This window comes from Serratia sp. K-E0102 (genome assembly GCF_029962625.1).
Taxonomy (GTDB): Bacteria; Pseudomonadota; Gammaproteobacteria; order Enterobacterales; family Enterobacteriaceae; genus Serratia; species Serratia sarumanii.
The window spans coordinates 3900757-3923810 of sequence record NZ_CP124754.1 but is presented as its reverse complement, the minus strand read 5'-3'; the positions used below and the strand labels follow the sequence as shown (position 1 = coordinate 3923810).

Sequence of the window (23054 nt, the reverse complement as noted above, 5' to 3'; positions counted from 1 at the left end):
AGGGTTCATCAATCCTGGATATTTACGGATGCTATTCGTCCTGTTCGATGCCAGCCGCTGCGCTACATCACCCTGGGGACGAGGTTTAAGGGCATCCACACTTTCCTTGCGTTGGGGCAAGTTTCTTGCCCCGATGTCAATTCTCAACGCTGCGCTTATCCCTGTTGCGTTGCCTATGCCCTCGAACGCAGACGCTATCCCCACACTCTCGTTTTCGCACCGGTTGATGTTACCGGGGCCGCATGCCGTCGGCAGGCCAGGCCTATGGGCGCGGTTCACCGATCCCGCAGCTTTTTCCTTGCGCGTTCAGGATTCTCCCTTGCCGGGCTTTTCTCTTTCCGGCGAGTCAGTTAGCATCGTGACAGAGCTGAGAGAATGAGATGATTTCGTTGAAAAGATGGCGTTTATTCCCCCGTTCGCTGCGGCAATTGGTGCTGCTGGCCTTCCTGTTGGTGCTGCTGCCGCTGCTGGTGCTGGCCTATCAGGCCTACCAGAGCCTGGATCACCTCAGCGCGCAGGCGGCGGACATCAACCGCACCACGCTGGTGGACGCGCGGCGCAGCGAGGCGATGACCAGCGTGGCGCTGGAGATGGAGCGCAGCTATCGTCAGTACTGCGTGCTGGTCGATCCCACGCTGCAAAAGCTGTATCAGAACCAGCGCAAGCAGTATTCGCAGATGCTGGACGCCCATGCGCCGATTCTGCCGGACGAGCGCTATTATCAAACGTTGCGCCAGCTGCTGACCCAGCTGGCGGCGATCAAATGCCATAACAGCGGGCCGGATCAAGAGGCTTCCGCCTTGCTCGAGTCGTTCTCGCGCTCCAACGCCGAAATGGTGCAGGCCACGCGCGCGGTGGTGTTCTCGCGCGGCCAGCAGCTGCAGCAGGCCATCGCCGAGCGCGGCCAGTTCTTCGGCTGGCAGGCGCTGCTGCTGTTCCTGGTCAGCGTGCTGCTGGTGGTGCTGTTCACCCGCATGATCATCGGGCCGGTCAAGGCCGTGGAGCGGATGATCAACCGTCTGGGGGAAGGGCGCGCGCTGGGCAGCACCGCGTCGTTCAAAGGGCCGCGCGAGTTGCGTTCCCTGGCGCAGCGCATTATCTGGCTGAGCGAGCGGCTGGCGTGGCTGGAATCGCAGCGCCACGAGTTCTTGCGCCATATTTCGCACGAGCTGAAAACGCCGCTGGCCAGCATGCGCGAAGGCACCGAGCTGCTGGCCGACGAGGTGGCGGGGCCGCTGACTTCCGATCAGAAAGAGGTGGTGACGATCCTCGACAACAGCAGCCGCCATCTGCAGCAGCTGATTGAACAGCTGCTGGATTACAACCGCAAACTGGCCGATGGCCCGGCGGCACATGAGAACGTCGAGCTGCGCGAAATGGTCGATTTGGTGGTCGCCGCGCACAGTTTGCCGGCGCGGGCGAAGATGATTTCCACCGAAATTGCGCTGGAGGCGGAAATCTGCTGGGCAGAGCCTACGCTATTAATGCGCGTGCTGGATAATCTCTATTCCAATGCGGTGCACTACGGCAAGGAATCCGGTAACATTTGGATCCGCAGCCGTCAGGTTGGACAACGGGTGCAAATCGACGTCGCCAATACCGGCACGCCGATCCCCGAGGCTGAAAGAGCCATGATTTTCGAGCCTTTTTTCCAGGGTAGTCACCAGCGAAAAGGGGCGGTAAAAGGAAGCGGACTGGGGTTGAGCATCGCTCAGGACTGTATCCGTCGCATGCGCGGTGAGCTGCAACTGGCGACGGTCGCCGGTGCAGACGTCTGCTTCCGCATTGAATTGCCGTTAACCGCCGAGAATGAATAAATAATGTACACATGGTCTAAGCGACTTCGTCTTTCACAGACCGAAGGTTCACCGCGTGCCACGCACAGGACGCCGCTCGGCAAACGCCCGATCGGCTGGTTGGGCGCCGTCTTCTTTATGCCGCTGTTGCTGGCGGGCTGCGTCGATCGCGCCGTCAGCGGCGGCCTGAACGCTCAGCAGCAAGAGGCGATCCCGGATACCAAGGTGATCGATTACCGCACCGCGGCTTGCGATACCCTGTGGCAGTTGGACGACAAGGACGCGCTGGATAACGCGCTCTACTGGCTGCGCGCGATGGACTGCGCCGATCGCATCGGGTCGACCCAGGCGCGCGCGCTGGCGAAAACGGTGCCTGGCGACAGCTGGTCCGGCGTTTTCAAACAGAGTATCCTGCTGGGCAGCGCGCAGCCGACTTCCGGCGAGCGCCGCCAGATGATCGACAGGATCAACAGCTACCGAATGGAGTTCCCCGGCTCGTTGCGGCCGCTGACGCAGCTGTGGCGCCAGCAGCAGATGCTGCAGATCACGCTGTTCGATGAAAAAGCGCGCTATCAGCATCTGCAGGAGAGCAGCGACAGCCAGATCGATTCGCTGCGCCAGAGCCAGGCGCGCTTGCAATCGCAGCTGCAGGACACCTCGCGCAAGCTGGAAAACCTGACCGACATCGAGCGTCAGCTCTCATCGCGCAAGCAGCTGCAAGGGGAAATACCGGACAACGGCACAGGCTCGCAAAAGGGCGAAGCCGCCGGTAAAAACGGCGCGGCCGCGAAAGGGGCTGAGCCGCAGGACGAACCGGAAAAGGGCACTGCGCTGCCGGTTGAACCGGAAGACACCTATACGCCGCACCCTGCCAATAAGGAGTCCCACGCGCAATGACCGCACGCAAACCGGCCAACCTGTTATTGGTTGACGACGATCCCAGCCTGCTGAAGCTGCTGGGCATGCGCCTGACCAGCGAAGGTTTTCACGTCACCACCGCCGAAAGCGGCCAGGAAGCGCTGCGCCTGCTGGCGCGCGAACAGATCGATCTGGTGATCAGCGATCTGCGCATGGATGAGATGGACGGCATGGCGCTGTTCGCCGAGATCCAAAAACATCAGCCGGGCATGCCGGTGATCATTCTCACCGCGCACGGTTCGATTCCCGATGCGGTGGCCGCCACCCAGCAGGGGGTGTTCAGCTTTCTCACCAAACCGGTGGATCGCGATGCGCTGTACAAGGCCATCGACGAGGCGCTCGCGCTGTCGGCCAGCCCGGCCGGCGACGATGCCTGGCGAGAAGACATCGTCACCCGCAGCCCGTTGATGCTGCGCCTGCTGGAGCAGGTGAAAATGGTGGCGCAATCGGACGTCAGCGTATTGATCAACGGCCAGAGCGGCACCGGTAAAGAGGTGGTGGCGCAGGCGATCCACGCGGCCAGCCCGCGCGCCAGCAAGGCGTTCATCGCCATCAACTGCGGCGCGCTGCCGGAGCAGCTGCTGGAGTCCGAACTGTTCGGCCACGCCAAGGGCGCCTTTACCGGCGCGGTCAGCAGCCGCGAAGGGCTGTTCCAGGCGGCGGCGGGCGGCACGCTGTTCCTCGACGAGATCGGCGATATGCCGCTGTCGCTGCAGGTGAAGCTGCTGCGCGTGCTGCAGGAGCGCAAGGTGCGGCCGCTCGGCAGCAATCGCGATCTGGACATTGACGTACGCATCATCTCCGCTACCCACCGCGATCTGCAAAAGGCGATGGCGAAGAACGAGTTCCGCGAGGATCTCTACTACCGCCTCAACGTGGTGAACCTGAAGATCCCGGCGCTCAACGAACGCGCCGAAGATATCCCGCTGTTGGCCAACCACCTGTTGCGCGAAGCGGCCCAGCGGCACAAGCCGTTCGTGCGCAGCTTCTCGACCGACGCCATGAAGCGGCTGATGACCGCCAGCTGGCCGGGCAACGTGCGTCAGCTGGTCAACGTCATCGAGCAGTGCGTGGCGCTGACCTCGGCGCCGGTGATCGGCGAAGCGCTGGTGGAGCAGGCGCTGGAAGGGGAAAACACCGCGCTGCCGACCTTTGCCGAAGCGCGCAACCAGTTCGAATTGCACTACCTGCGCAAGCTGCTGCAGATCACCAAGGGCAACGTGACCCAGGCCGCGCGCATGGCGGGCCGCAACCGCACCGAGTTTTACAAATTGCTGTCGCGCCACGAGCTGGACGCCAACGATTTTAAAGAATGACAGTTTGCCGCCGGTGCCTGCCACGCAGGTTCTCAACAAATCCGGCGGAATGATTTACACTCCGTTCTCTTTGCCGCGGCGCGCCCGGCGTAGAGCACCATGGAACGTATTAAGCGGGATCGTACACAAATGAGCAGATCACTTTCCATCGCCCTGGCCCAGCTGAACCTGCTGGTCGGCGACATTGAAGGCAACACCGAACGCATGTTGCAAATCGTGCAGGAGCAGCAGAAGGCGGGAGCCGATCTGGTCATGTTCAGCGAACTGGCGCTGTCTGGCTACCCGCCGGAAGATCTGCTGTATCGCAATGATTTCTATCAGCGCTGCGACGCGCAGCTACTGCGCCTGCAGCAGGCCTCCGCCGAGACCGCGATCCTGGTCGGCCACCCGTGGCGCGAAGGCGACAAGCTGTATAACGCGCTGTCGCTGTTTGCCGAAGGCCGCCTGCTGACCCGCTACTTTAAACAGCAGCTGCCGAACTACGGCGTGTTCGATGAGAAGCGCTATTTCCACGCCGGCAACGACACCTGCGTGGTGGAACTGAAAGGCTACCGTCTGGGACTGCTGATTTGCGAAGATCTGTGGTTCCCTGAGCCGATTGACGCCGCCAAGGCGGCCGGCGCGGAAATTATCCTGTCGATCAACGCCTCGCCGTATAACCGCGAAAAGCCGTATATCCGCAAAACCCTGATGGCCGGCCACTGCCAGCGCACCCAGCTGCCGCTGGTGTACCTCAATCAGGTCGGCGGCCAGGATGAGCTGATCTTCGACGGCTGCTCCAAGGTCTTCGACGCCGCCGGCACCATGACCCACCGTCTGGCGGCCTTCGACGAGCAGGTGACCCGCCTGGAATTCAACGAGCTGGCCGTGGTGCCGATGGCCGATCCGGCCGCCGAGCTGCCGCAGCTGGCGCAGGTGTACCAGGCGCTGGTGTTGGCGGTGCGCGACTACGTGACCAAAAACGGCTTTAAAGGCGCGGTGCTGGGGCTGTCCGGCGGCATCGACTCGGCGCTGACGCTGGCGATCGCCGTGGATGCGCTGGGCAAAGACAAGGTGCAGGCGCTGATGATGCCGTTCCGCTATACCGCGGATATCAGCATCGCCGACGCCAAGGAAGAGGCGGAAATCCTCGGCGTGGAGTTCGATATCGTCTCCATCGAACCGATGTTCGACGCCTTTATGGGCCAGCTGTCGCCGATGTTCGCCGGCACCGAGCGCGACACCACCGAAGAAAACCTGCAGGCGCGTTGCCGCGGGGTGGTGCTGATGGCGCTGTCCAACAAACGCCGCAGCATCGTGCTGACCACCGGCAACAAGAGCGAAATGGCGGTCGGTTACGCCACGCTGTACGGCGATATGGCCGGCGGTTTCGACGTGTTGAAAGACGTGCCGAAAACGCTGGTGTTCAAGCTGTCCGAATACCGCAACACCGTCTCCTACGTGATCCCGCAGCGGGTGATCGATCGTCCGCCGTCCGCCGAGCTGGCGCCGGATCAGGTCGATCAGGACAGCCTGCCGCCATACGATATCCTGGACGCGATCCTGGAAGGCTACGTTGAGCGCGACAAATCGGTTGCCGATCTGGTGGCCGAAGGGTTCGACGAAGCGATCGTGCGCAAGGTGATCCGCCTGGTGGACATCAACGAATACAAGCGGCGTCAGGCCGCCGTCGGGCCGCGTATCACCGCCCGTAACTTCGGCAAAGACCGCCGCTACCCCATCACATCCGGTTTTGGCCGCAAAAATTGGTAAAAGGAAAGAAGATGAAAAAGATCGACGCGATTATCAAGCCGTTCAAACTGGATGACGTCCGCGAAGCGCTGGCCGAAGTGGGCATCACCGGCATGACGGTTACCGAAGTGAAAGGCTTCGGCCGCCAGAAGGGCCACACCGAGCTGTACCGCGGCGCCGAGTACATGGTCGACTTTTTGCCTAAGGTGAAGATCGAGATCGTGGTTGCCGACGATATCGTCGACACCTGCGTGGAAACCATCATGCAGACCGCGCAGACCGGCAAGATCGGCGACGGCAAAATCTTCGTCTTCGACGTGGCGCGCGTGGTGCGCATTCGTACCGGCGAGCAGGACGAAGAAGCGATCTGATCCTCCGCAGGATCATCGGCCATCAGGGCGCAGCGTGCTGCGCCCTTGTCATTTTTTTTGTCCCCCGCACATCGCACTTCTTAGCCTCGCCGTTTCCCCCTTTTTGCCCGTTGGCATTCTAAAAAAGCGAACGCTATCGCGTTTTTGATACTTTGCCCGATCGCTTCACGGCCGGCGTCTACACTCAACGCAATGTTTTTGCTTGAGGAATCATCCCCATGATGACGTTACGCCAAATCCGCCACTTTATCGCGGTGGCGGAAACCGGGTCGATCTCCGCCGGCGCCCAGGCGGTGTTTGTCTCCCAGTCTTCGCTGACGCTGGCGATCCAGCAGTTGGAAACCGAGATCGGCGTGCGGCTGTTCGATCGCCACGCCAAGGGCATGACGCTGACCCATCAGGGGCACCAGTTTCTGCGCCAGTCGTATCTGATCCTGGCGACGGTGGACAACGCCAAGCGCAGCCTGCAGATCGGCACCGAAAGCCTGACCGGCAAGCTGACCGTCGGCGTCACCAGCCTGGTGGCCGGCTACTTCCTGGTGGAGCTGCTCACGCGCTTTAAATCGGCCTATCCCAACGTCACCGTGCAGGTGGTTGAAGACGAGCGCCCGTATATCGAGCATCTGTTGGTCAGCGGCGAGATCGACATCGGCGTGCTGATCCTGTCGAACATCGAAGACCGCGACGCGCTGCAGACCGAGGTGCTGATGCACTCGCCGTATCGCCTGTGGTTGCCGCCGCTGCACCCGCTGCTGGAGCACGAGAGTATCAGCCTGGCGGACGTGGCCAAACAGCCGCTGATCCAGCTCAACGCCGATGAAATGGACGTGCACGCGCGGCGCATCTGGGCGCGCGCCGGGCTGAAGCCGGAGATCGCCATGAAGACCGCCTCGACCGAGGCGGTGCGCAGCCTGGTGGCGGCAGGGATGGGGGTCTCCATCCAGCCGGACATGGCGTACCGCGCCTGGTCGCTGGAAGGCAACATGATCGAGGCGCGCAAGCTGGACGATCTGCTGGAGCCGCTGGACATCGGGTTGGCGTGGCGGCGCGGCAGCGCGCGGCCGGAGCTGGTGACGCCGTTCCTTACCATCGCGCGCGAGAACGGCAGCAAACACGCCGCCGGGCTTAAGCATTCGATTTAATCGAACGCGGCGTTCAGTATTTAGAATTTGTTGCCCGCCAGAGGCTCGCTTAGGCTGATTAAAACTAACTTATTCACATTTGATTAACGTTTTTGTCACTTAGGGGCGTCAGGCGATGGCAGATGTGCAGGTTCTCTCAGGTTTGTCCTGTCAGCAGTTCATTAACGGTCAGATGGTCGACGGCGAAGGCCAGCAGGAGTGCATCGTCAATCCGGCCAACGGCGAGACGCTGATCGTCCTGACCGAAGCCTCTTCGGCGCAGGTCGGCAGCGCGGTGAAAGCCGCGCAGCAGGCGTTTGGTCACTGGTCGCGCACCACGCCGGCCCAGCGCGCCGCCCTGTTGCTGCGCATCGCCGACGCCGTTGAGCGGCAGGCGCCGCAGCTGGCGCAGCTGGAAGCCCTCAACTGCGGCAAACCGCTGCATCAGGCGCTCAATGACGATCTGCCGGCGGCGGTCGATGTGTTCCGCTTCTTCGCCGGCGCGGTACGCACGCAGCAAGGGCAGTTGGCCGGCGAGTATGTGCCGGGCCACACCTCGATGATCCGCCGCGATCCGATCGGCGTGGTGGCCTCGATCGCCCCCTGGAACTATCCGCTGATGATGGCGGCGTGGAAGATCGCGCCGGCGCTGGCGGCGGGCAATACCGTGGTGTTCAAACCCTCTGAACATACGCCGCTGACCATTCTGGCGCTGGGGCCGGCGCTGCAGGAGATCCTGCCGCCTGGCGTGCTGAATATCGTCTACGGCGGCGGCGAAGGGGTCGGCAGCCAGCTGGTGGGGCACCCGCAGGTGCGGCTGGTATCGGTCACCGGTGATATCGTCACCGGGCAAAAAATTCTTCAGGCGGCGGCCAAAAGCGTCAAGCGCACCCACCTGGAACTGGGGGGCAAGGCGCCGGTGATCGTCTGCGACGATGCCGATCTCGACGAAGTGGTCAACGGCATTCGCACCTACGGCTATTACAACGCCGGCCAGGACTGCACCGCCGCCTGCCGCATCTACGCGCAGGCGGGCATCTATCCCAAGCTGGTGGACGCGCTGGGCGAGGCGGTCGCCAGCCTGCGCTTCGCCCGCAAGCGCGATCAGGACAATGAGATCGGCCCGTTAATCAGTGCCCGCCAGCGCGATCGCGTCGCCAGCTTCGTCGAGCGGGCGCTCAGCCAACCGCATATCGAATTGATCACCGGCGCCGCGGCCCACTCCGGGCCGGGGTTCTACTACCAGCCGACCCTGCTGGCGGGCTGCCTGCAAAGCGACGAAATCGTGCAGCGCGAGGTGTTTGGCCCGGTGGTCAGCGTCACGCGCTTCGAACACCTGGAGCAGGCGGTGGCGTGGGCCAACGACTCGGAATACGGGCTGGCTTCGTCGGTGTGGACGCAAAATATCGATCGGGCGCTGCACATTGCCGCCCATCTGCAGTACGGCAGCACCTGGATCAACACCCATTTCACCTTGGCGAGCGAGATGCCGCACGGCGGCCTGAAACGCTCCGGCTACGGCAAGGATCTGTCCAGCGATTCGCTGCAGGATTACAGCGTTGTCAGGCACGTAATGGCGAAGTTCAAAGCCGGCTTCTAACGGTTATATCAAGAAAAATCAGGCGGCAGCCGTTCCCTGCCGCATACCGATAAGCAACACAGGGGTAATTACGATGGGAAAAACTACCGCAGTCACCACCACCGTCTCCGCGCTCTGTCTTACCGTGCTGTGCGGCCTGGCCCAGGCGGCCGATCTACCGCAGACGCTGGGCAAAGGCGAAGGCCGGCTGGATATCATCGCCTGGCCCGGCTACATCGAACGCGGCCAGTCCGACAAAAACTACGACTGGGTCACCCAGTTTGAGAAGCAAACCGGCTGTGCGGTGAACGTGAAGACCGCCGCCACCTCTGATGAAATGGTCAGCCTGATGGCCAAGGGCGGCTACGATCTGGTGACCGCCTCCGGCGACGCCTCGCTGCGCCTGATCTTCGGCAAGCGGGTGCAGCCGATCAACACCGCGCTGATCCCGAACTGGAAGAACATCGATCCGCGCCTGCTTAACGGCGCCTGGTACACCGTGGACGGCAAAACCTACGGCACGCCGTACCAGTGGGGGCCGAACCTGCTGATGTACAACACCAAAACCTTCCCGACGCCGCCGGACAGCTGGGCGGTGATCTTCCAGCAGCAGAACCTGCCGGACGGCAAGAGCAACCAGGGCCGGGTGCAGGCTTACGACGGCCCGATCTACATCGCCGACGCGGCGCTGTTCCTGAAGGCCACCCAGCCGCAGCTCGGCATCAGCGATCCATACCAGCTCAACGAAGAGCAGTATCAGGCGGCGCTGAAGCTGCTGCGCAGCCAGCACGCGCTGATCCACCGCTACTGGCACGACACCTCGGTGCAGATGAGCGACTTTAAAAACGAAGGCGTGGTGGCCTCCAGCGCCTGGCCGTATCAGGCCAACGCCCTGAAGGGCGAGGGGCAGCCGATCGCCACCGTGTTCCCGAAAGAGGGCGTGACCGGCTGGGCGGACACCACCATGCTCCATGCCGACGCCAAGCACCCGAGCTGCGCCTACCAGTGGATGAACTGGTCGCTGGAGCCGAAGGTGCAGGGCGACGTGGCGGCCTGGTTCGGGTCGGTGCCGGCTTCGCCGGCGGGCTGCAAGGCCAGCGCGCTGCTGGGTGAGAAGGGCTGCGAAACCAACGGCTTCAACCAGTTCGACAAAATCGCCTTCTGGAAAACGCCGCAGGCGCAGGGCGGCAAGTTCGTGCCGTACAGCCGCTGGACCCAGGATTACATCGCCATCATGGGCGGCCGCTAAGCCGCGGGGCGCAGCCCGCTGCGCCCGAACTACATCAGTATGGAGCACAGAAAATGACCATTGCCGTGCAATTCATCGATGTTTCGCGGACTTTCGGCGATGTTCGCGCCGTGGATCGGGTATCCATCGACATTCAGGACGGGGAATTCTTCTCCATGCTCGGGCCGTCCGGCTCGGGCAAAACCACCTGCCTGCGCCTGATCGCCGGCTTTGAACAGCTCTCTTCCGGCTCGATTCGCATCCACGGCCAGGAAGCCGCCAACCTGCCGCCGTACCAGCGCGACGTGAATACGGTGTTTCAGGATTACGCGCTGTTCCCGCACATGTCGGTGCTGGAAAACGTCGCCTACGGCCTGATGGTGAAGGGCGTCGCCAAACGCGAGCGGCTGGCGCGGGCGCAAGAGGCGCTGGAGAGCGTGGCGCTCGGTTTCGTTGCCGAACGCAAACCGGCGCACCTGTCGGGCGGCCAGCGGCAGCGCGTGGCGTTGGCGCGCGCGCTGGTCAATCGGCCGCGGGTGCTGCTGCTGGACGAACCGCTCGGCGCGCTGGATCTCAAGCTGCGCGAGCAGATGCAGGGCGAGCTGAAGAAGCTGCAGCGCCAGCTGGGCATCACCTTTATCTTCGTCACCCACGATCAAAGCGAAGCGCTGTCGATGTCCGATCGGGTGGCGGTGTTCAATAACGGCCGCATCGAACAGGTGGATACGCCGCGCGAGCTTTACATGCGGCCTAAGACGCCGTTCGTCGCCGAATTCGTCGGCACCTCCAACGTGGTGCGCAGCGAGCTGGCGCAGCGCCTGCTCGGCGAAAGCCGAACCTTCTCGATCCGGCCGGAGCATATCCGCCTGCTGGAGCAGGGCGGCGCGGCGCAGGACGAGATCCAGGTGCAGGGCACGCTGCAGGAAATCCATTACCAGGGCGCGGCCACGCGGTATGAAATCGCGCTGAACGGCGGCGAAAAGCTGCTGGTCAGCCAGGCCAATCCGCAGTGGCTCGCCGAAGGGCAACAGCGGCAGATCGGCCAGCCGATCGTCGCCTGCTGGCCGCGCGCGGCGATGGTGCCGCTGCTGGAGGAGAGGTGAGATGGACATGAGCATCGATTCCCCCTCGGCGCGCGGCGGCACCGTGCGCGCGCTGTCGACCTGGCTCTATCGCCGGCCGACGCTGTATCTGCTTTTGCTGCTGGTGCCGCCGCTGCTGTGGTTCGGCGCGGTGTACCTCGGTTCGCTGCTGACGCTGCTGTGGCAAGGGTTTTACACCTTCGACGATTTCACCATGGCGGTGACGCCGGATCTGACCTTCGCCAACCTGGCGGCGCTGTTCAACCCGGCCAACTACGACATCATCCTGCGCACGCTGACCATGGCGGTGCTGGTGTCGCTGGCCAGCGCGGTGCTGGCGTTCCCGATCGCCTATTACATGGCGCGCTACACCAGCGGCCGCGTCAAGGCGTTCTTTTACATCGCGGTGATGATGCCGATGTGGGCCAGCTATATCGTTAAAGCCTATGCCTGGACCCTGCTGCTGGCGAAAGACGGCGTGGCGCAGTGGTTCCTGCAGCACTTGGGGCTGGAGCCGCTGTTGGCTTCGCTGCTGACGGTGCCCGGCATCGGCGGCAACACGCTGTCGACCTCGGGGCTGGGGCGTTTTCTGGTGTTCGTCTATATCTGGCTGCCGTTCATGATCCTGCCGATCCAGGCGGCGTTGGAGCGCCTGCCGCCTTCGCTGCTGCACGCCTCGGCGGATCTGGGCGCCCGACCGGCGCAGACCTTCCGCCACGTCATTTTGCCGCTGGCGGTGCCGGGCATCGCCGCCGGGTCGATCTTCACCTTCTCGCTGACGCTGGGCGACTTTATCGTGCCGCAGCTGGTGGGGCCGCCGGGCTACTTCATCGGCAGCATGGTGTACGCCCAGCAGGGCGCGATCGGCAATATGCCGATGGCCGCGGCCTTTACGCTGGTGCCGATCGTCCTGATCGCCATCTACCTTTCCATCGTCAAACGTCTGGGGGCTTTCGATGCACTCTGAACGCGCGCCCTTAGGGCTGAAGCTGGCCGCCTGGGGCGGACTTGTCTTCCTGCATTTCCCGTTGGCGATCATCGCCATCTACGCCTTCAACACCGAGGATGCCGCTTTCAGCTTCCCGCCGAAGGGGTTCACGCTGCACTGGTTTAACGTCGCCGCCGGGCGGCAGGACATCCTCGATGCGGTGCTGCTGTCGGCGCAGATCGCCTGCCTGGCGACCGCCATCGCGCTGGTGCTCGGCACCCTGGCGGCGGCGGCGCTGTATCGGCGCGATTTCTTCGGCAAGGACAGCATTTCGCTGCTGTTGCTGCTGCCGATCGCGCTGCCGGGGATCGTCACCGGTCTGGCGCTGCTGGCGGCGTTCAAGGCGCTGAACATCGAGCCGGGCATCCTGACCATCGTCGTCGGCCATGCGACGTTCTGCGTGGTAATCGTGTTCAACAACGTCATCGCCCGGTTCCGCCGCACCTCGTACAGCCTGATCGAAGCGTCGATGGATCTCGGTGCCGACGGCTGGCAAACCTTCCGTTACGTGATCTTGCCGAACCTCGGCTCGGCGCTGCTGGCCGGGGGCATGCTGGCGTTCGCGCTGTCGTTCGATGAAATCATCGTGACCACCTTTACCGCCGGCCATGAGCGCACGCTGCCGCTGTGGCTGCTGAACCAGCTCGGTCGCCCGCGCGATGTGCCGATCACCAACGTGGTGGCGCTGTCGGTAATGCTGTTGACCATGCTGCCGATCCTCGGCGCTTACTACCTGACCAAAGGTGGGGAAAGCGTCGCCGGCAGCGGCAAATAATTTCCTTACCCGACTTCTGATAAAAGGATAACCCTATGCAAAGCCAACTGTTGATTGACGGCCACCTGGTGAACGGCCAGGGCGCGACCCAGCCGGTGTATAACCCGGCGACCGGCGAAGTGATCGCGCAGGTGGCGGAGGCCAGCCCGGAGCAGGTCGATCGCGCGGTGCTGGCGGCGGACGCCGCGTTCGCCGCCTGGGGGCAAACCACGCCGAAAGAGCGCGCCGAGCATCTGCTCAAGCTGGCGGATCTGATCGATGCGCATGCCGAGACCTTCGCCAGGCTGGAGTCGCTCAACTGCGGCAAGCCTTATCACTGCGTGTTGAACGACGAACTGCCGGCGGTGGCCGACGTGTTTCGCTTCTTCGCCGGGGCCAGTCGCTGCCTGACCGGCATGGCGGCCGGCGAGTATCTGGCCGGGCATACCTCGATGATCCGCCGCGATCCGCTCGGCGTGGTGGCTTCGATCGCGCCGTGGAACTACCCGCTGATGATGGCGGCCTGGAAACTGGCGCCGGCGCTGGCGGCGGGCAACTGCGTGGTGATCAAGCCTTCGGAGCAGACGCCGCTGACCACTTTCAAACTGGCCGAACTGGCCGCCGGGCTGTTCCCGCCGGGCGTGCTCAACGTGCTGTTCGGCCGCGGCGCAAGCGTCGGCGATCGGTTGACCGGGCATGACAAGGTGCGCATGGTGTCGCTGACCGGCTCGATCGCCACCGGCGAGCACATCATCGCCCACACCGCCGCCGGCATTAAGCGCACCCATATGGAACTGGGCGGCAAGGCGCCGGTGCTGGTGTTCGACGACGCCGATCTGCAGCAGGTGGTGGACGGCATTCGCGGCTTCGGTTTCTACAATGCCGGGCAGGATTGCACCGCCGCCTGCCGCATCTACGCGCAGAAAAGCATTTATCCCGAGCTGGTGAAGCGGCTGGGCGAGGCGGTGGCCAGCCTGAAGATCGGCGCGCCGGACGACGAGAGCACCGAGCTGGGGCCATTGATTACCGCCCAGCATCTGGAGCGGGTCGCCGGTTTTGTCGAGCGCGCCAAAGCGTTGCCGCACGTGCAGGTGGTGACCGGCGGCGAGAAGGTGAAGGGGCCGGGTTACTACTTCCAGCCGACGCTGCTGGCCGGTGCGCGCCAGGAGGATGAAATCGTGCAGCGCGAGGTGTTCGGCCCGGTAGTGACGGTGACGCCGTTTGACGACGAAGAGCAGGTGCTGGCCTGGGCGAACGAATCCAACTACGGGCTGGCGTCGTCCGTGTGGACTCGCGACGTGGGCCGCGCGCATCGCTTAAGCGCCCGCCTGCAATACGGCTGCACCTGGGTGAACACCCACTTCATGCTGGTTAGCGAAATGCCGCACGGCGGCCAGAAACTGTCCGGCTACGGCAAGGATATGTCGATGTACGGGCTGGAGGATTACACCGCCATTCGCCATGTGATGTTCAAACATTGATTTTACAATAATTATCCGCACAATAGCGCGGCCTTCGGGCCGGCCCCGGCCGGCCGATGATAATAAAAATTGAAAGGAAGCCTATATGGGTATCACCCGACGCGATTTTCTCAACGGGGTGGCGATCACCATCGCCGCCGGGTTGACGCCGCTGCAAATCTTGCGCGCGTCGCCGCAAACCGCCAATCAAACCCTGTACTACCCGCCGGCGCTGACCGGGCTGCGGGGTAACCATCCGGGCTCGTTCGAGCATGCGCACCAGCTGGGGCGCGACGGCAAAACCTTTGATTTCGGCAGCGTGCCCGCCGTTGAAGAGTTCGATCTGGTGGTGGTCGGCGCCGGCATCAGCGGGTTGGCGGCCGCCTGCTTCTGGCAGCAGCTGAAAGGTGAGCAGCAGCGCATTTTGCTGATCGACAACCATGACGACTTCGGCGGCCACGCCAAGCGCAACGAATTCAACACCGACGACGGCATGCTGCTCGGCTACGGCGGCAGTGAATCGCTGCAGTCGCCGCGCTCCAACTTCAGCCCGGTGGCGATGGGGCTGCTGCGCAATCTCGGCGTCGATATCGATCGGCTGGAGCAGGCGTTTGACACCACCTTCTACCCGGATCTGAACCTGAGCCGCGGGGTTTACTTCGATCGCAAGAACTTCGGCGTCGACAAGGTGGTGAGCGGCGATCCGGGCCGCACGGTGGCGGACGACATTCCGCGCGATCGTCTCAACGGCCGCTCTTATGAAGCGTTCATCGGCGATTTCCCGCTGCCGGAAAGCGATCGTCAGGCGTTGATCGCGCTGCATACGGTGAAGAAAGATTATCTGCCGGAGATGACGCTGGAGCAGAAGGTCGAGTGGCTCGATACCCACAGCTACACCCAGTTCCTGCGCGAGAAGGTGGGCCTGAGTGAGCTGGCGATCCGTTATTTCCAGCAGACCACCAACGATTTCCAGGCGGTGGGCATCGACGGCACGTCGTGCAGCGATGCGCGCATCTGCGATCTGCCGGGCCTTGACGGCATGAATCTGCCGCCGCTGGACGAAGAGTCGCAGGCGGATCTCGACGATCCTTACGTGTTCCACTTCCCGGACGGCAACGCCACGCTGGCGCGCCTGATGGTGCGCAAATTGATCCCGGCGGTGGCGCCGGCTGGCAAAGACATGAACGACGTGGTGCTGGCCAAATTCGACTACGGCCAGCTCGATCGGCCGGAGTCGCCGGTGAAGCTGCGTTTGAATAGCACCGGGCTGCATGCGGCCAACGTTGGCGACAAGGTGGAAGTCACCTACATGACCGGCGAGAAGATGACCAAGGTGCGCGCCGGGCAGGTGGTGATGGCCGGCTACAACATGATGATCCCATACCTGGTGCCGGAGATGTCGCACGAGCAGCAGGAGGCGCTGAAGCAGAACGTCAAGTCGCCGCTGGTGTACAGCAAGGTGGTGATCCGCAACTGGCAACCGTTCATCAAGCTGGGCGTGCACGAGATCTATTCGCCGGCCGCGCCGTACAGCCGCGTGAAGCTGGATTACCCGGTGAGCATGGGCGGGTATCAGCACCCGCGCGATCCGGATCGACCGATCGGCCTGCATATGGTCTACGTGCCGACGCTGCCGGGCAGCGGCCTCAGCCCGCGCGAGCAATCGCGCAAAGGGCGCGCGCTGCTGCTGGGCACGCCGTTCGAGGTGCACGAGCAGATGATCCGCGAACAGCTGCAGGGCATGCTGGGCGAGGCCGGTTTCGACCATCAGCGCGATATTCAGGCGATCACCGTCAACCGCTGGTCGCACGGTTACTCCTACTTCCTCAACGGGCTGTTCGACGACGAAGACGAGGCCACGAAAATCATCGAAACGGCGCGGCAGCCGATCGGCAAGATCGTTATCGCCAACTCGGATGCCGACTGGAGCCCGTACGCCAACTCGGCGATCGATCAGGCGTGGCGCGCGGTGAACGAACTGGCCTACGGCAAGGTTGCCGCCAAGGAGGGAGCATGAGTCTGCGTTCGCTGTACCTGTTGAGCCTGCTGGCGGCCGGCGGCTCGGCCCAGGCGATGTCGGCCGGGGAATACGTCGCCAAGGCCGGCGACTGCACCGCCTGCCACACCGCGCCGGGCGGCGCCGAATTGGCGGGTGGCATGAAGTTCCCGACGCCGCTCGGGGCTATCTACGCCACCAACATCACGCCGGACAAGCTGCACGGCATCGGCGCCTATTCGTTCGAAGAGTTCGATCGCGCCATGCGCCAGGGGGTAGCCAAAGACGGCCACCGGCTCTACCCGGCGATGCCGTACACCTCGTACGCCAAAATGAGCGCGGAAGACATGCGCGCGCTGTATGACTATCTGATGAATGAGGTGCCGGCGCAGAACGTGGCCAACCGCGCCAGCGACATCAGCTGGCCGTTGTCGATGCGCTGGCCGCTGGCGGTGTGGAACCAGCTGTTCCACGACGACCAGCCGTATCAGGCGGATCCGCAACAAAGCGCCGAGTGGAACCGCGGCGCCTACCTGGTGCAGGGTGCGGGCCATTGCGGCAGCTGCCACACGCCGCGCGGCTGGGCGATGCAGGAGAAGGGGCTGGACGGCAAGGAGCCGGTGTTCCTGAGCGGCGCCGAGCTGGACGGCTGGTACGCCTCCAATCTGCGCGGCCTGCCGCCGGAAGAGGTGACGGCACTGCTGAAAACCGGCCGCAGCCGCCATGCGGCGGTCGCCGGGCCGATGAGCGAGGTGGTGACCCACAGCACGCAGTACCTCAGCGACGGCGATCTGAACGCCATCGCGGTGTACCTGCGCAGCCTGGCGCCGGACACCGCCGCCAAAGCCGCTGCGCCTGCCGCGCAGGCGGATAACCCGGGCGGCAAGGCGACCTACGCGATGTACTGCTCGACCTGCCACGGCAACAAGGGGGAGGGCACTGACTTCGCCATTCCGGCGCTGGCGGGCAATGCCACGGTAACGGCGGACAATCCGCTGACCGCGCTGCGGGTGGTGCTGGAGGGGGCGCATACGCCGATCACGCAGCAGGCGATGGCGTTCGACATGCCGGCTTACGGCTGGGCGTTGAACGATCGGCAGGCGGCGGATCTGATGAGCTATCTGCGGGGAAGCTGGGGCAACCAGGCGGCGCCGGTGACGGTGCAGCAGGTGCAGGACGCGCGCCAGCTACAGGCGAAATGAAGAGGGAGCGCGGTCTGACGGCCGCGCTCCGCAAGCATTACAGCACCTTATGCGGGCCGAAGCATTCGTAGTGGATGCGTTCGGCCTCTACGCCCATTTCCAGCAGCTGTTTGCCCACGAACTGCATGAAGGCCACCGGGCCGCAGAAGTAATAGTGCATCTGCGGATCGGCCAGGCTGCCTTGCAGGGCGCTCAAATCCATCAATCCGCGGCTGTGGTAGTCGCGGCCTTCCACGTCATCGGCGCCCGGCTCGCGGTACCACACATGGCGGCTCAGATTCGGCATGCGCCCGGCAATATCCGCCACTTCATCGGCAAAGGCGTGCACGCCGCCGTTTTCCGCCGCGTGCAGCCAGTGGACCTGCGCCTGATGCTGGCTGTCGTGCAGGGTGTTGAGCATGCCGAGCATCGGGGTTTGGCCGACGCCGGCGGAGATCAGCGCCACCGGCGTGGTCGGCGCCACGTCGAGGAAGAAGTCGCCGTGCGGTGGGGCGATGTAGATCACGTCGCCTTCCTGCGCCTGCTGGTGCAGGTAGTTGGACACTTTCCCCTGATCTTCGCGCTTCACCGCGATGCGGTAGAACTCGCCGTTCGGCGAGGTGGTCAGCGAGTACTGGCGAATTTCCTGATGTTCCAGGCTGTCGTGCTTGATGTAGACCGCCAGATACTGCCCCGGTTTGAAGTCCGCCACCCGGCCGCCGTCCACCGGCGCCAGCACGAAACTGCAGATCACGTCGCTCTGCTGCTGTTTCTTCAGGATGCGGAACGCGCGCAGATCGCGCCAGCCGCCGTTGTCGGTTTCACTCTGCTGATAAATCTGTTCTTCACGCTGGATAAATACGTTGGCCAGCACGCCGTAGGCCTTGCCCCAGGCGTCCAGGACTTCCTGACCCGGGCTGAACATTTCGTCCAGGGTCGCCAGCAGGTGACCGCCGACGATGTTGTACTGCTCCGGCTGGATATTGAAGCTGGTGTGCTTCTGCGCGATGCGCTCCACCGCCGGCAGCAGCGCCGCCAGGTTCTCGATGTTGGCGGCATAGGCGCAGATGGCGTCGAACAGCGCCTGACGCTGATCGCCGTTGCGCTGGTTGCTCATGTTGAAAATGTCTTTCAATTCAGGGTTGTGCGCGAACATGCGATCGTAAAAGTGGGCGGTCAGCTTCGGCCCGGTCGCAGCCAGCAGGGGAATGGTGGATTTCACGGTGGCGATGGTTTGGCTATCCAGCATGGAAGCGCTCCTTGGGTTGGGATCTTGACGATAATTGTAATGATGTATTTTAAATGCATCTTATTGGGTTCCGCGTCGCTTGTAAATACCCTTGTTTTCGTTGCGGTGTTCTTCGGGCGTCGATCGCGCTCACAGAACATGAAAAAAGCGCATCGTTCGCATGAGGAAATGTCCGTTGATAAACGGCGGCGTTTAGCGGATCAAAGCCTTGCGCCACCTTATGCCAATCGTTTGCGTAAAAACCTCTGTCAAGACCTATCTTCGGTGGGGCGAAACGGTTTACACTGTGGCCCAGAACCCAAACGGGTAGTTATTTGGTGATTTTTTAGTTAGCTGATTTAAGTCAGGAGATGCCGGATGTTAAAGCGTGAAATGAACATTGCCGATTACGATGCGGAACTGTGGCGTGCCATGGAGCAGGAAGTGGTGCGTCAGGAAGAGCACATCGAGCTGATCGCGTCTGAGAACTACACCAGCCCGCGCGTGATGCAGGCTCAGGGTTCCCAGCTGACCAACAAATACGCTGAAGGCTATCCGGGCAAGCGTTACTACGGCGGCTGCGAATACGTGGATATCGTTGAGCAGCTGGCTATCGATCGCGCCAAAGAATTGTTCGGCGCCGATTACGCCAACGTGCAGCCGCACTCTGGCTCCCAGGCTAACTTCGCCGTGTACACCGCGCTGCTGCAGCCGGGCGACACCATTCTGGGCATGAACCTGGCGCACGGCGGCCACCTGACCCACGGTTCCCCGGTCAACCTGTCCGGCAAACTGTATAACGTGGTGCCTTACGGCATCGACGACAAAGGCCAAATCGACTATGACGATCTGGCCAAGCAGGCGCAAACCCACAAGCCGAAAATGATCATCGGCGGCTTCTCCGCTTACTCCGGCGTGGTTGACTGGGCCAAAATGCGCGAAATCGCCGACAGCATCGGCGCTTACCTGTTCGTCGACATGGCGCACGTAGCGGGCCTGATCGCCGCCGGCGTCTACCCGAACCCGGTACCGCACGCGCACATCGTCACCACCACCACCCACAAAACCCTGGCGGGCCCGCGCGGCGGCCTGATCCTGGCGAAGGGCGGCGACGAAGAGCTGTACAAAAAGCTGAACTCCGCCGTGTTCCCTGGCGGCCAGGGCGGCCCGCTGATGCACGTGATCGCCGGCAAGGCGGTGGCGCTGAAAGAAGCGATGGAGCCTGAGTTCAAGGTTTACCAGCAGCAAGTGGCGGTCAACGCCAAGGCGATGGTGGAAGTGTTCCTGCAGCGCGGCTACAAAGTGGTCTCCGGCGGCACCCATAACCACCTGTTCCTGCTGGATCTGGTCGACAAAAACCTGACCGGTAAAGAAGCGGACGCCGCCCTGGGACGCGCCAACATCACCGTCAACAAAAACAGCGTGCCGAACGATCCGAAAAGCCCGTTCGTCACCTCCGGCGTGCGTATCGGCACCCCGGCCGTCACCCGTCGCGGCTTCAAAGAAGCCGACGTGCGCGAACTGGCCGGTTGGATCTGTGATGTGCTGGACAACATCAACGATGAAGCCACCATCGAACGCACCAAGAAGAAAGTGCTGGATATCTGCGCCCGCCTGCCGGTTTACGCGTAATCCCGCTTTCGCCCGACAAAACCCGCTGCGGCGGGTTTTTTTGTGGCCGCTCGCGGCAAACTGTGAGCTGTCTGGCACTCTAACGCATTGAAGTGGAATGAAGATTGCGGGTCGGTGTGAGCTCTGTCAAAGTATTGCCCTCACTCCGGAGGGATCATGGTTCTGCAATCCACGCGTTGGCTCGCGCTCAGTTATTTCACCTACTTCTTTTCCTATGGCATCTTCTTACCGTTCTGGGGCGTGTGGCTGAAAGGCGAGGGCATCGCGCCCGAAACCATCGGCATGCTGCTCGGCGCCGGCTTGGTGGCCCGCTTCCTCGGCAGCTTACTGATTGCGCCCCGCGTTAAAGATCCCTCTCATTTAGTCTCCGCCCTGCGCCTGCTGGCGCTGCTGACCCTGGCCTTTGCGGTCGGTTTCTGTTTCGGCAACGGCTGGGGTTGGCTGATGCTGGTGATAGCGGGTTTCAACCTGTTCTTCTCGCCGCTGGTGCCGCTGACCGACGCGTTGGCCGCCACCTGGCAAAAGCAGATCCGTATGGACTACGGCCGGGTGCGGCTGTGGGGCTCGCTGGCGTTCGTCATCGGCTCGGCGCTGACCGGGCAGCTGGTAGCGGTATGGGGCCATAACGCCATTCTCTACAGCCTGATCTTCAGCGTGCTGGCGATGCTGCTGGGCATGCTGTTGAAGCCGAGCGTCATGCCGCAGGGCGAAGCGCGCACGCACAGCGGAACCGAAAGTTCGCTGTGGGCGCTGCTGAAAGAAGGGCCGGTCTGGCGCTTCCTGCTGTGCGTCACGCTGCTGCAAGGGGCGCACGCCGGCTACTACAGCTTCGGCTCCATTTACTGGCAGGAGGCCGGCTATTCGGCCTCGACCATCGGCTATCTGTGGTCGCTGGGCGTGGTGGCGGAGGTGATTATTTTCGCCAGCAGCAACGTGCTGTTCCGCCGCTGGAATGCGCGCAACCTGCTGTTGCTCTCCGCCTGCTGCGGCGTGTTGCGCTGGAGCCTGATGGCCTACAGCACCGAGCTGGGCTGGCTGCTGCTGATCCAGATCCTGCACTGCGGCACTTTCACCGTCTGCCATTTGGCGGCGATGCGCTTTATCGCCGCGCGTCAGGGGCAAGAGGTGATCCAACTGCAGGCGGTGTATTCGGCGCTGGCGATGGGCGGCGGCATCGCCGTCATGACGGTCATTGCCGGGTTCCTGTTCGAACATTGGCAGGGCGGGGTATTCTGGGTGATGGCGGCGGTCGCGGTGCCGGCCTTGTTCATCCGGCCGCCGGCGGTCAGCGTCAGCCGCTGATTAAGGGGCTTCCAGCAGCGCGCGGATCGCCTGGCGCTGCCGGGTTTCCAGCGGTAGTTCGGTATAGATCAGCGGCGGGTGCGGATCGCTGTGCACCGCCGCATAAGGGGTGATCACCAGCGTGATGCCCTGCGGCGCTCCGCCGCGCAGATAGTCGCTCAGCGGCAGGTACTTGATGTTCAGCGGCAGCAGCGTGAGCTCTCGGATCTGATATTCCACTTCCTCTTCCAGCTGCGGGTTGTCCAGCGTCAGCAGCAGCACCTGCTTTTCCTGCAGCGCGTTGTCCTGCATCAGCCAGGCGCCGAAGCTGATGGCCACCAGACCCGCCTCCTCGTTGGAAAAATGCACGCCGTACTCCTGCTCCAGCGGTTTCAGCGCTTCCTGCGTGGTGCGCATCAGCCGCGGGTATTTGCGCACCACTTCTTCCAGCAGCATATTGTCGATGCCGATGGCGAAACGGCAGCGCTCCAGCGCCGGCGCCAGATGGGCGAACAGCTGGCTGACCAGCTCCGCCTTGCTGCTGAAGGCCATGCCGGAAAGTTGCTGGAAGCGCTCGACCATGCTGTCGATCGCCACCATCAATCTCCGCTCTTGCGCTGAGTCGTTGCTGTGGTAGCTGTGATTTTTCAACATGGTGAAGGTCAGCGCCAAAAAATCGCGCTCGTCTGCCTGCGGCGGCTGGTTAAACAGCCGGTTGCAGGTCTGATGCAGCCAGGCGGCGGCTTGCTGTTCCGGCTTTTTCCGCAGCCAGTCGCGTTGAACCGCGTCGAAACGCGGATGCTGCTGCAGGCGATTTTGCCAGGCGCAGTAGAGCAGGTAATGCTGCAGGAATTGGCGGTCGCGCGCATCGAAGTGGCGGCTGAGCAGCGGCTCGCAGGCGTCGATCGCCTCTGTCAGCGCAGACGCCGGGGTGGCATCGATCGCCAGCGCTTGCCGCAGGCGCGGGGCGAAATCGCCTTCGACAAACCGCGGGCTGCAGCGCAGGGCCCGCCGCAGCCAGTGGATCAGGCACAGGCGTTGGTCGAGCACGCTGCCCCGCAGTTGGTAGCCATGGTCGGGATCGACGGCGATCTCCAGGTGATGGAAACGCTGGATTTCACTGGCCACCTCGGCTATATCTTGCCGGGTTATCGGGGGGGCGACGCCGTTGATTCGGCTTAGGGTCTCCAGCTGTAACTCGGGCTCCGGCGTGTACAGCATCAGCAGCAGATGGCAGCGCCGTTGTTGTCCGGAGAGCTCGGGCACGGGAGAGGTGTCCAGGCTCATTATCACCTTCCGGCATAAAAGGTTGCGATTATGCCTAAGCATAGCAAAAGGCTTTGTGACGGCAGGATTACCGCGCGGCTTTTACTTCGGCTTACAACTTTCGTC

The 23054-nt window shown here is 62.9% G+C and carries 18 protein-coding genes; 16 read left to right on the top strand and 2 right to left on the bottom strand.

Annotated features, from left to right (window positions below; all coding sequences use genetic code 11):
• Positions 1–380 precede the first annotated feature (380 nt).
• The 14 genes from SSARUM2_RS18680 to SSARUM2_RS18615 all read left to right on the top strand — a co-directional run bounded on the left by SSARUM2_RS18680 (position 381) and on the right by SSARUM2_RS18615 (position 17542).
• Positions 381–1817, top strand: a complete 1437-nt coding sequence (locus SSARUM2_RS18680; RefSeq protein WP_033635614.1) for a HAMP domain-containing sensor histidine kinase — start codon at positions 381–383, stop codon at positions 1815–1817.
• A 3-nt stretch (positions 1818–1820) separates the two neighbouring features.
• Positions 1821–2693, top strand: a complete 873-nt coding sequence (gene qseG / locus SSARUM2_RS18675) for a two-component system QseEF-associated lipoprotein QseG (RefSeq protein WP_072270159.1) — start codon at positions 1821–1823, stop codon at positions 2691–2693.
• On the top strand, positions 2690–4030 hold the full coding sequence (gene glrR, locus SSARUM2_RS18670) for a two-component system response regulator GlrR (RefSeq protein ID WP_049194940.1): 1341 nt from the start codon (positions 2690–2692) through the stop codon (positions 4028–4030). Before qseG ends, glrR begins: the two co-directional genes overlap by 4 nt.
• Before the next feature lie 129 nt (positions 4031–4159).
• The gene (locus tag SSARUM2_RS18665) at positions 4160–5782 is read left to right on the top strand and encodes an NAD+ synthase (RefSeq protein ID WP_025303930.1); all 1623 of its coding nucleotides are present in this window, start codon (positions 4160–4162) and stop codon (positions 5780–5782) included.
• An 11-nt stretch (positions 5783–5793) separates the two neighbouring features.
• Entirely contained in the window at positions 5794–6132 is a 339-nt protein-coding gene (gene glnB / locus SSARUM2_RS18660) for a nitrogen regulatory protein P-II (protein WP_004847623.1), read from the top strand.
• Between the two features lie 218 nt (positions 6133–6350).
• On the top strand, positions 6351–7274 hold the full coding sequence (locus tag SSARUM2_RS18655; protein WP_004941365.1) for a LysR substrate-binding domain-containing protein: 924 nt from the start codon (positions 6351–6353) through the stop codon (positions 7272–7274).
• A 115-nt stretch (positions 7275–7389) separates the two neighbouring features.
• Positions 7390–8853: a gamma-aminobutyraldehyde dehydrogenase gene (locus SSARUM2_RS18650; protein WP_060453062.1), complete on the top strand. Its 1464-nt coding sequence runs from the start codon at positions 7390–7392 to the stop codon at positions 8851–8853.
• Positions 8854–8926: 73 nt separating this feature from the next.
• Positions 8927–10081, top strand: a complete 1155-nt coding sequence (ydcS, locus tag SSARUM2_RS18645) for a putative ABC transporter substrate-binding protein YdcS (RefSeq protein WP_033648931.1) — start codon at positions 8927–8929, stop codon at positions 10079–10081.
• 53 nt (positions 10082–10134) lie between these two features.
• Entirely contained in the window at positions 10135–11163 is a 1029-nt protein-coding gene (locus tag SSARUM2_RS18640) for an ABC transporter ATP-binding protein (RefSeq protein ID WP_033648930.1), read from the top strand.
• Position 11164: 1 nt separating this feature from the next.
• Complete coding sequence (locus SSARUM2_RS18635) at positions 11165–12109, top strand: ABC transporter permease (RefSeq protein ID WP_041036356.1); 945 nt, start codon at positions 11165–11167, stop codon at positions 12107–12109.
• Positions 12099–12905: an ABC transporter permease gene (locus SSARUM2_RS18630; RefSeq protein ID WP_004941378.1), complete on the top strand. Its 807-nt coding sequence runs from the start codon at positions 12099–12101 to the stop codon at positions 12903–12905. Before SSARUM2_RS18635 ends, SSARUM2_RS18630 begins: the two co-directional genes overlap by 11 nt.
• A 35-nt stretch (positions 12906–12940) precedes the next feature.
• On the top strand, positions 12941–14365 hold the full coding sequence (patD, locus tag SSARUM2_RS18625) for an aminobutyraldehyde dehydrogenase (RefSeq protein WP_033648927.1): 1425 nt from the start codon (positions 12941–12943) through the stop codon (positions 14363–14365).
• An 85-nt stretch (positions 14366–14450) separates the two neighbouring features.
• Complete coding sequence (locus SSARUM2_RS18620) at positions 14451–16361, top strand: FAD/NAD(P)-binding protein (RefSeq protein ID WP_041036354.1); 1911 nt, start codon at positions 14451–14453, stop codon at positions 16359–16361.
• Positions 16358–17542: a cytochrome c gene (locus tag SSARUM2_RS18615; RefSeq protein WP_041036352.1), complete on the top strand. Its 1185-nt coding sequence runs from the start codon at positions 16358–16360 to the stop codon at positions 17540–17542. The genes SSARUM2_RS18620 and SSARUM2_RS18615 overlap by 4 nt, the downstream gene beginning before the upstream one ends.
• 37 nt (positions 17543–17579) lie before the next feature.
• Here the strand turns inward: SSARUM2_RS18615 and hmpA are convergent, their stop codons facing one another.
• On the bottom strand, positions 17580–18770 hold the full coding sequence (gene hmpA, locus SSARUM2_RS18610) for an NO-inducible flavohemoprotein (protein WP_060453061.1): 1191 nt from the start codon (positions 18768–18770) through the stop codon (positions 17580–17582).
• 357 nt (positions 18771–19127) lie between these two features.
• On the opposite strand from hmpA, the gene glyA reads away from it, so the two are divergent.
• The gene (glyA, locus tag SSARUM2_RS18605) at positions 19128–20381 is read left to right on the top strand and encodes a serine hydroxymethyltransferase (protein WP_004941389.1); all 1254 of its coding nucleotides are present in this window, start codon (positions 19128–19130) and stop codon (positions 20379–20381) included.
• A gap of 156 nt (positions 20382–20537) precedes the next feature.
• Positions 20538–21683, top strand: a complete 1146-nt coding sequence (locus tag SSARUM2_RS18600) for a 3-phenylpropionate MFS transporter (RefSeq protein WP_060453060.1) — start codon at positions 20538–20540, stop codon at positions 21681–21683.
• Here the strand turns inward: SSARUM2_RS18600 and csiE are convergent, their stop codons facing one another.
• Entirely contained in the window at positions 21684–22949 is a 1266-nt protein-coding gene (csiE, locus tag SSARUM2_RS18595) for a stationary phase inducible protein CsiE (protein WP_049234857.1), read from the bottom strand.
• Positions 22950–23054: the final 105 nt, after the last annotated feature.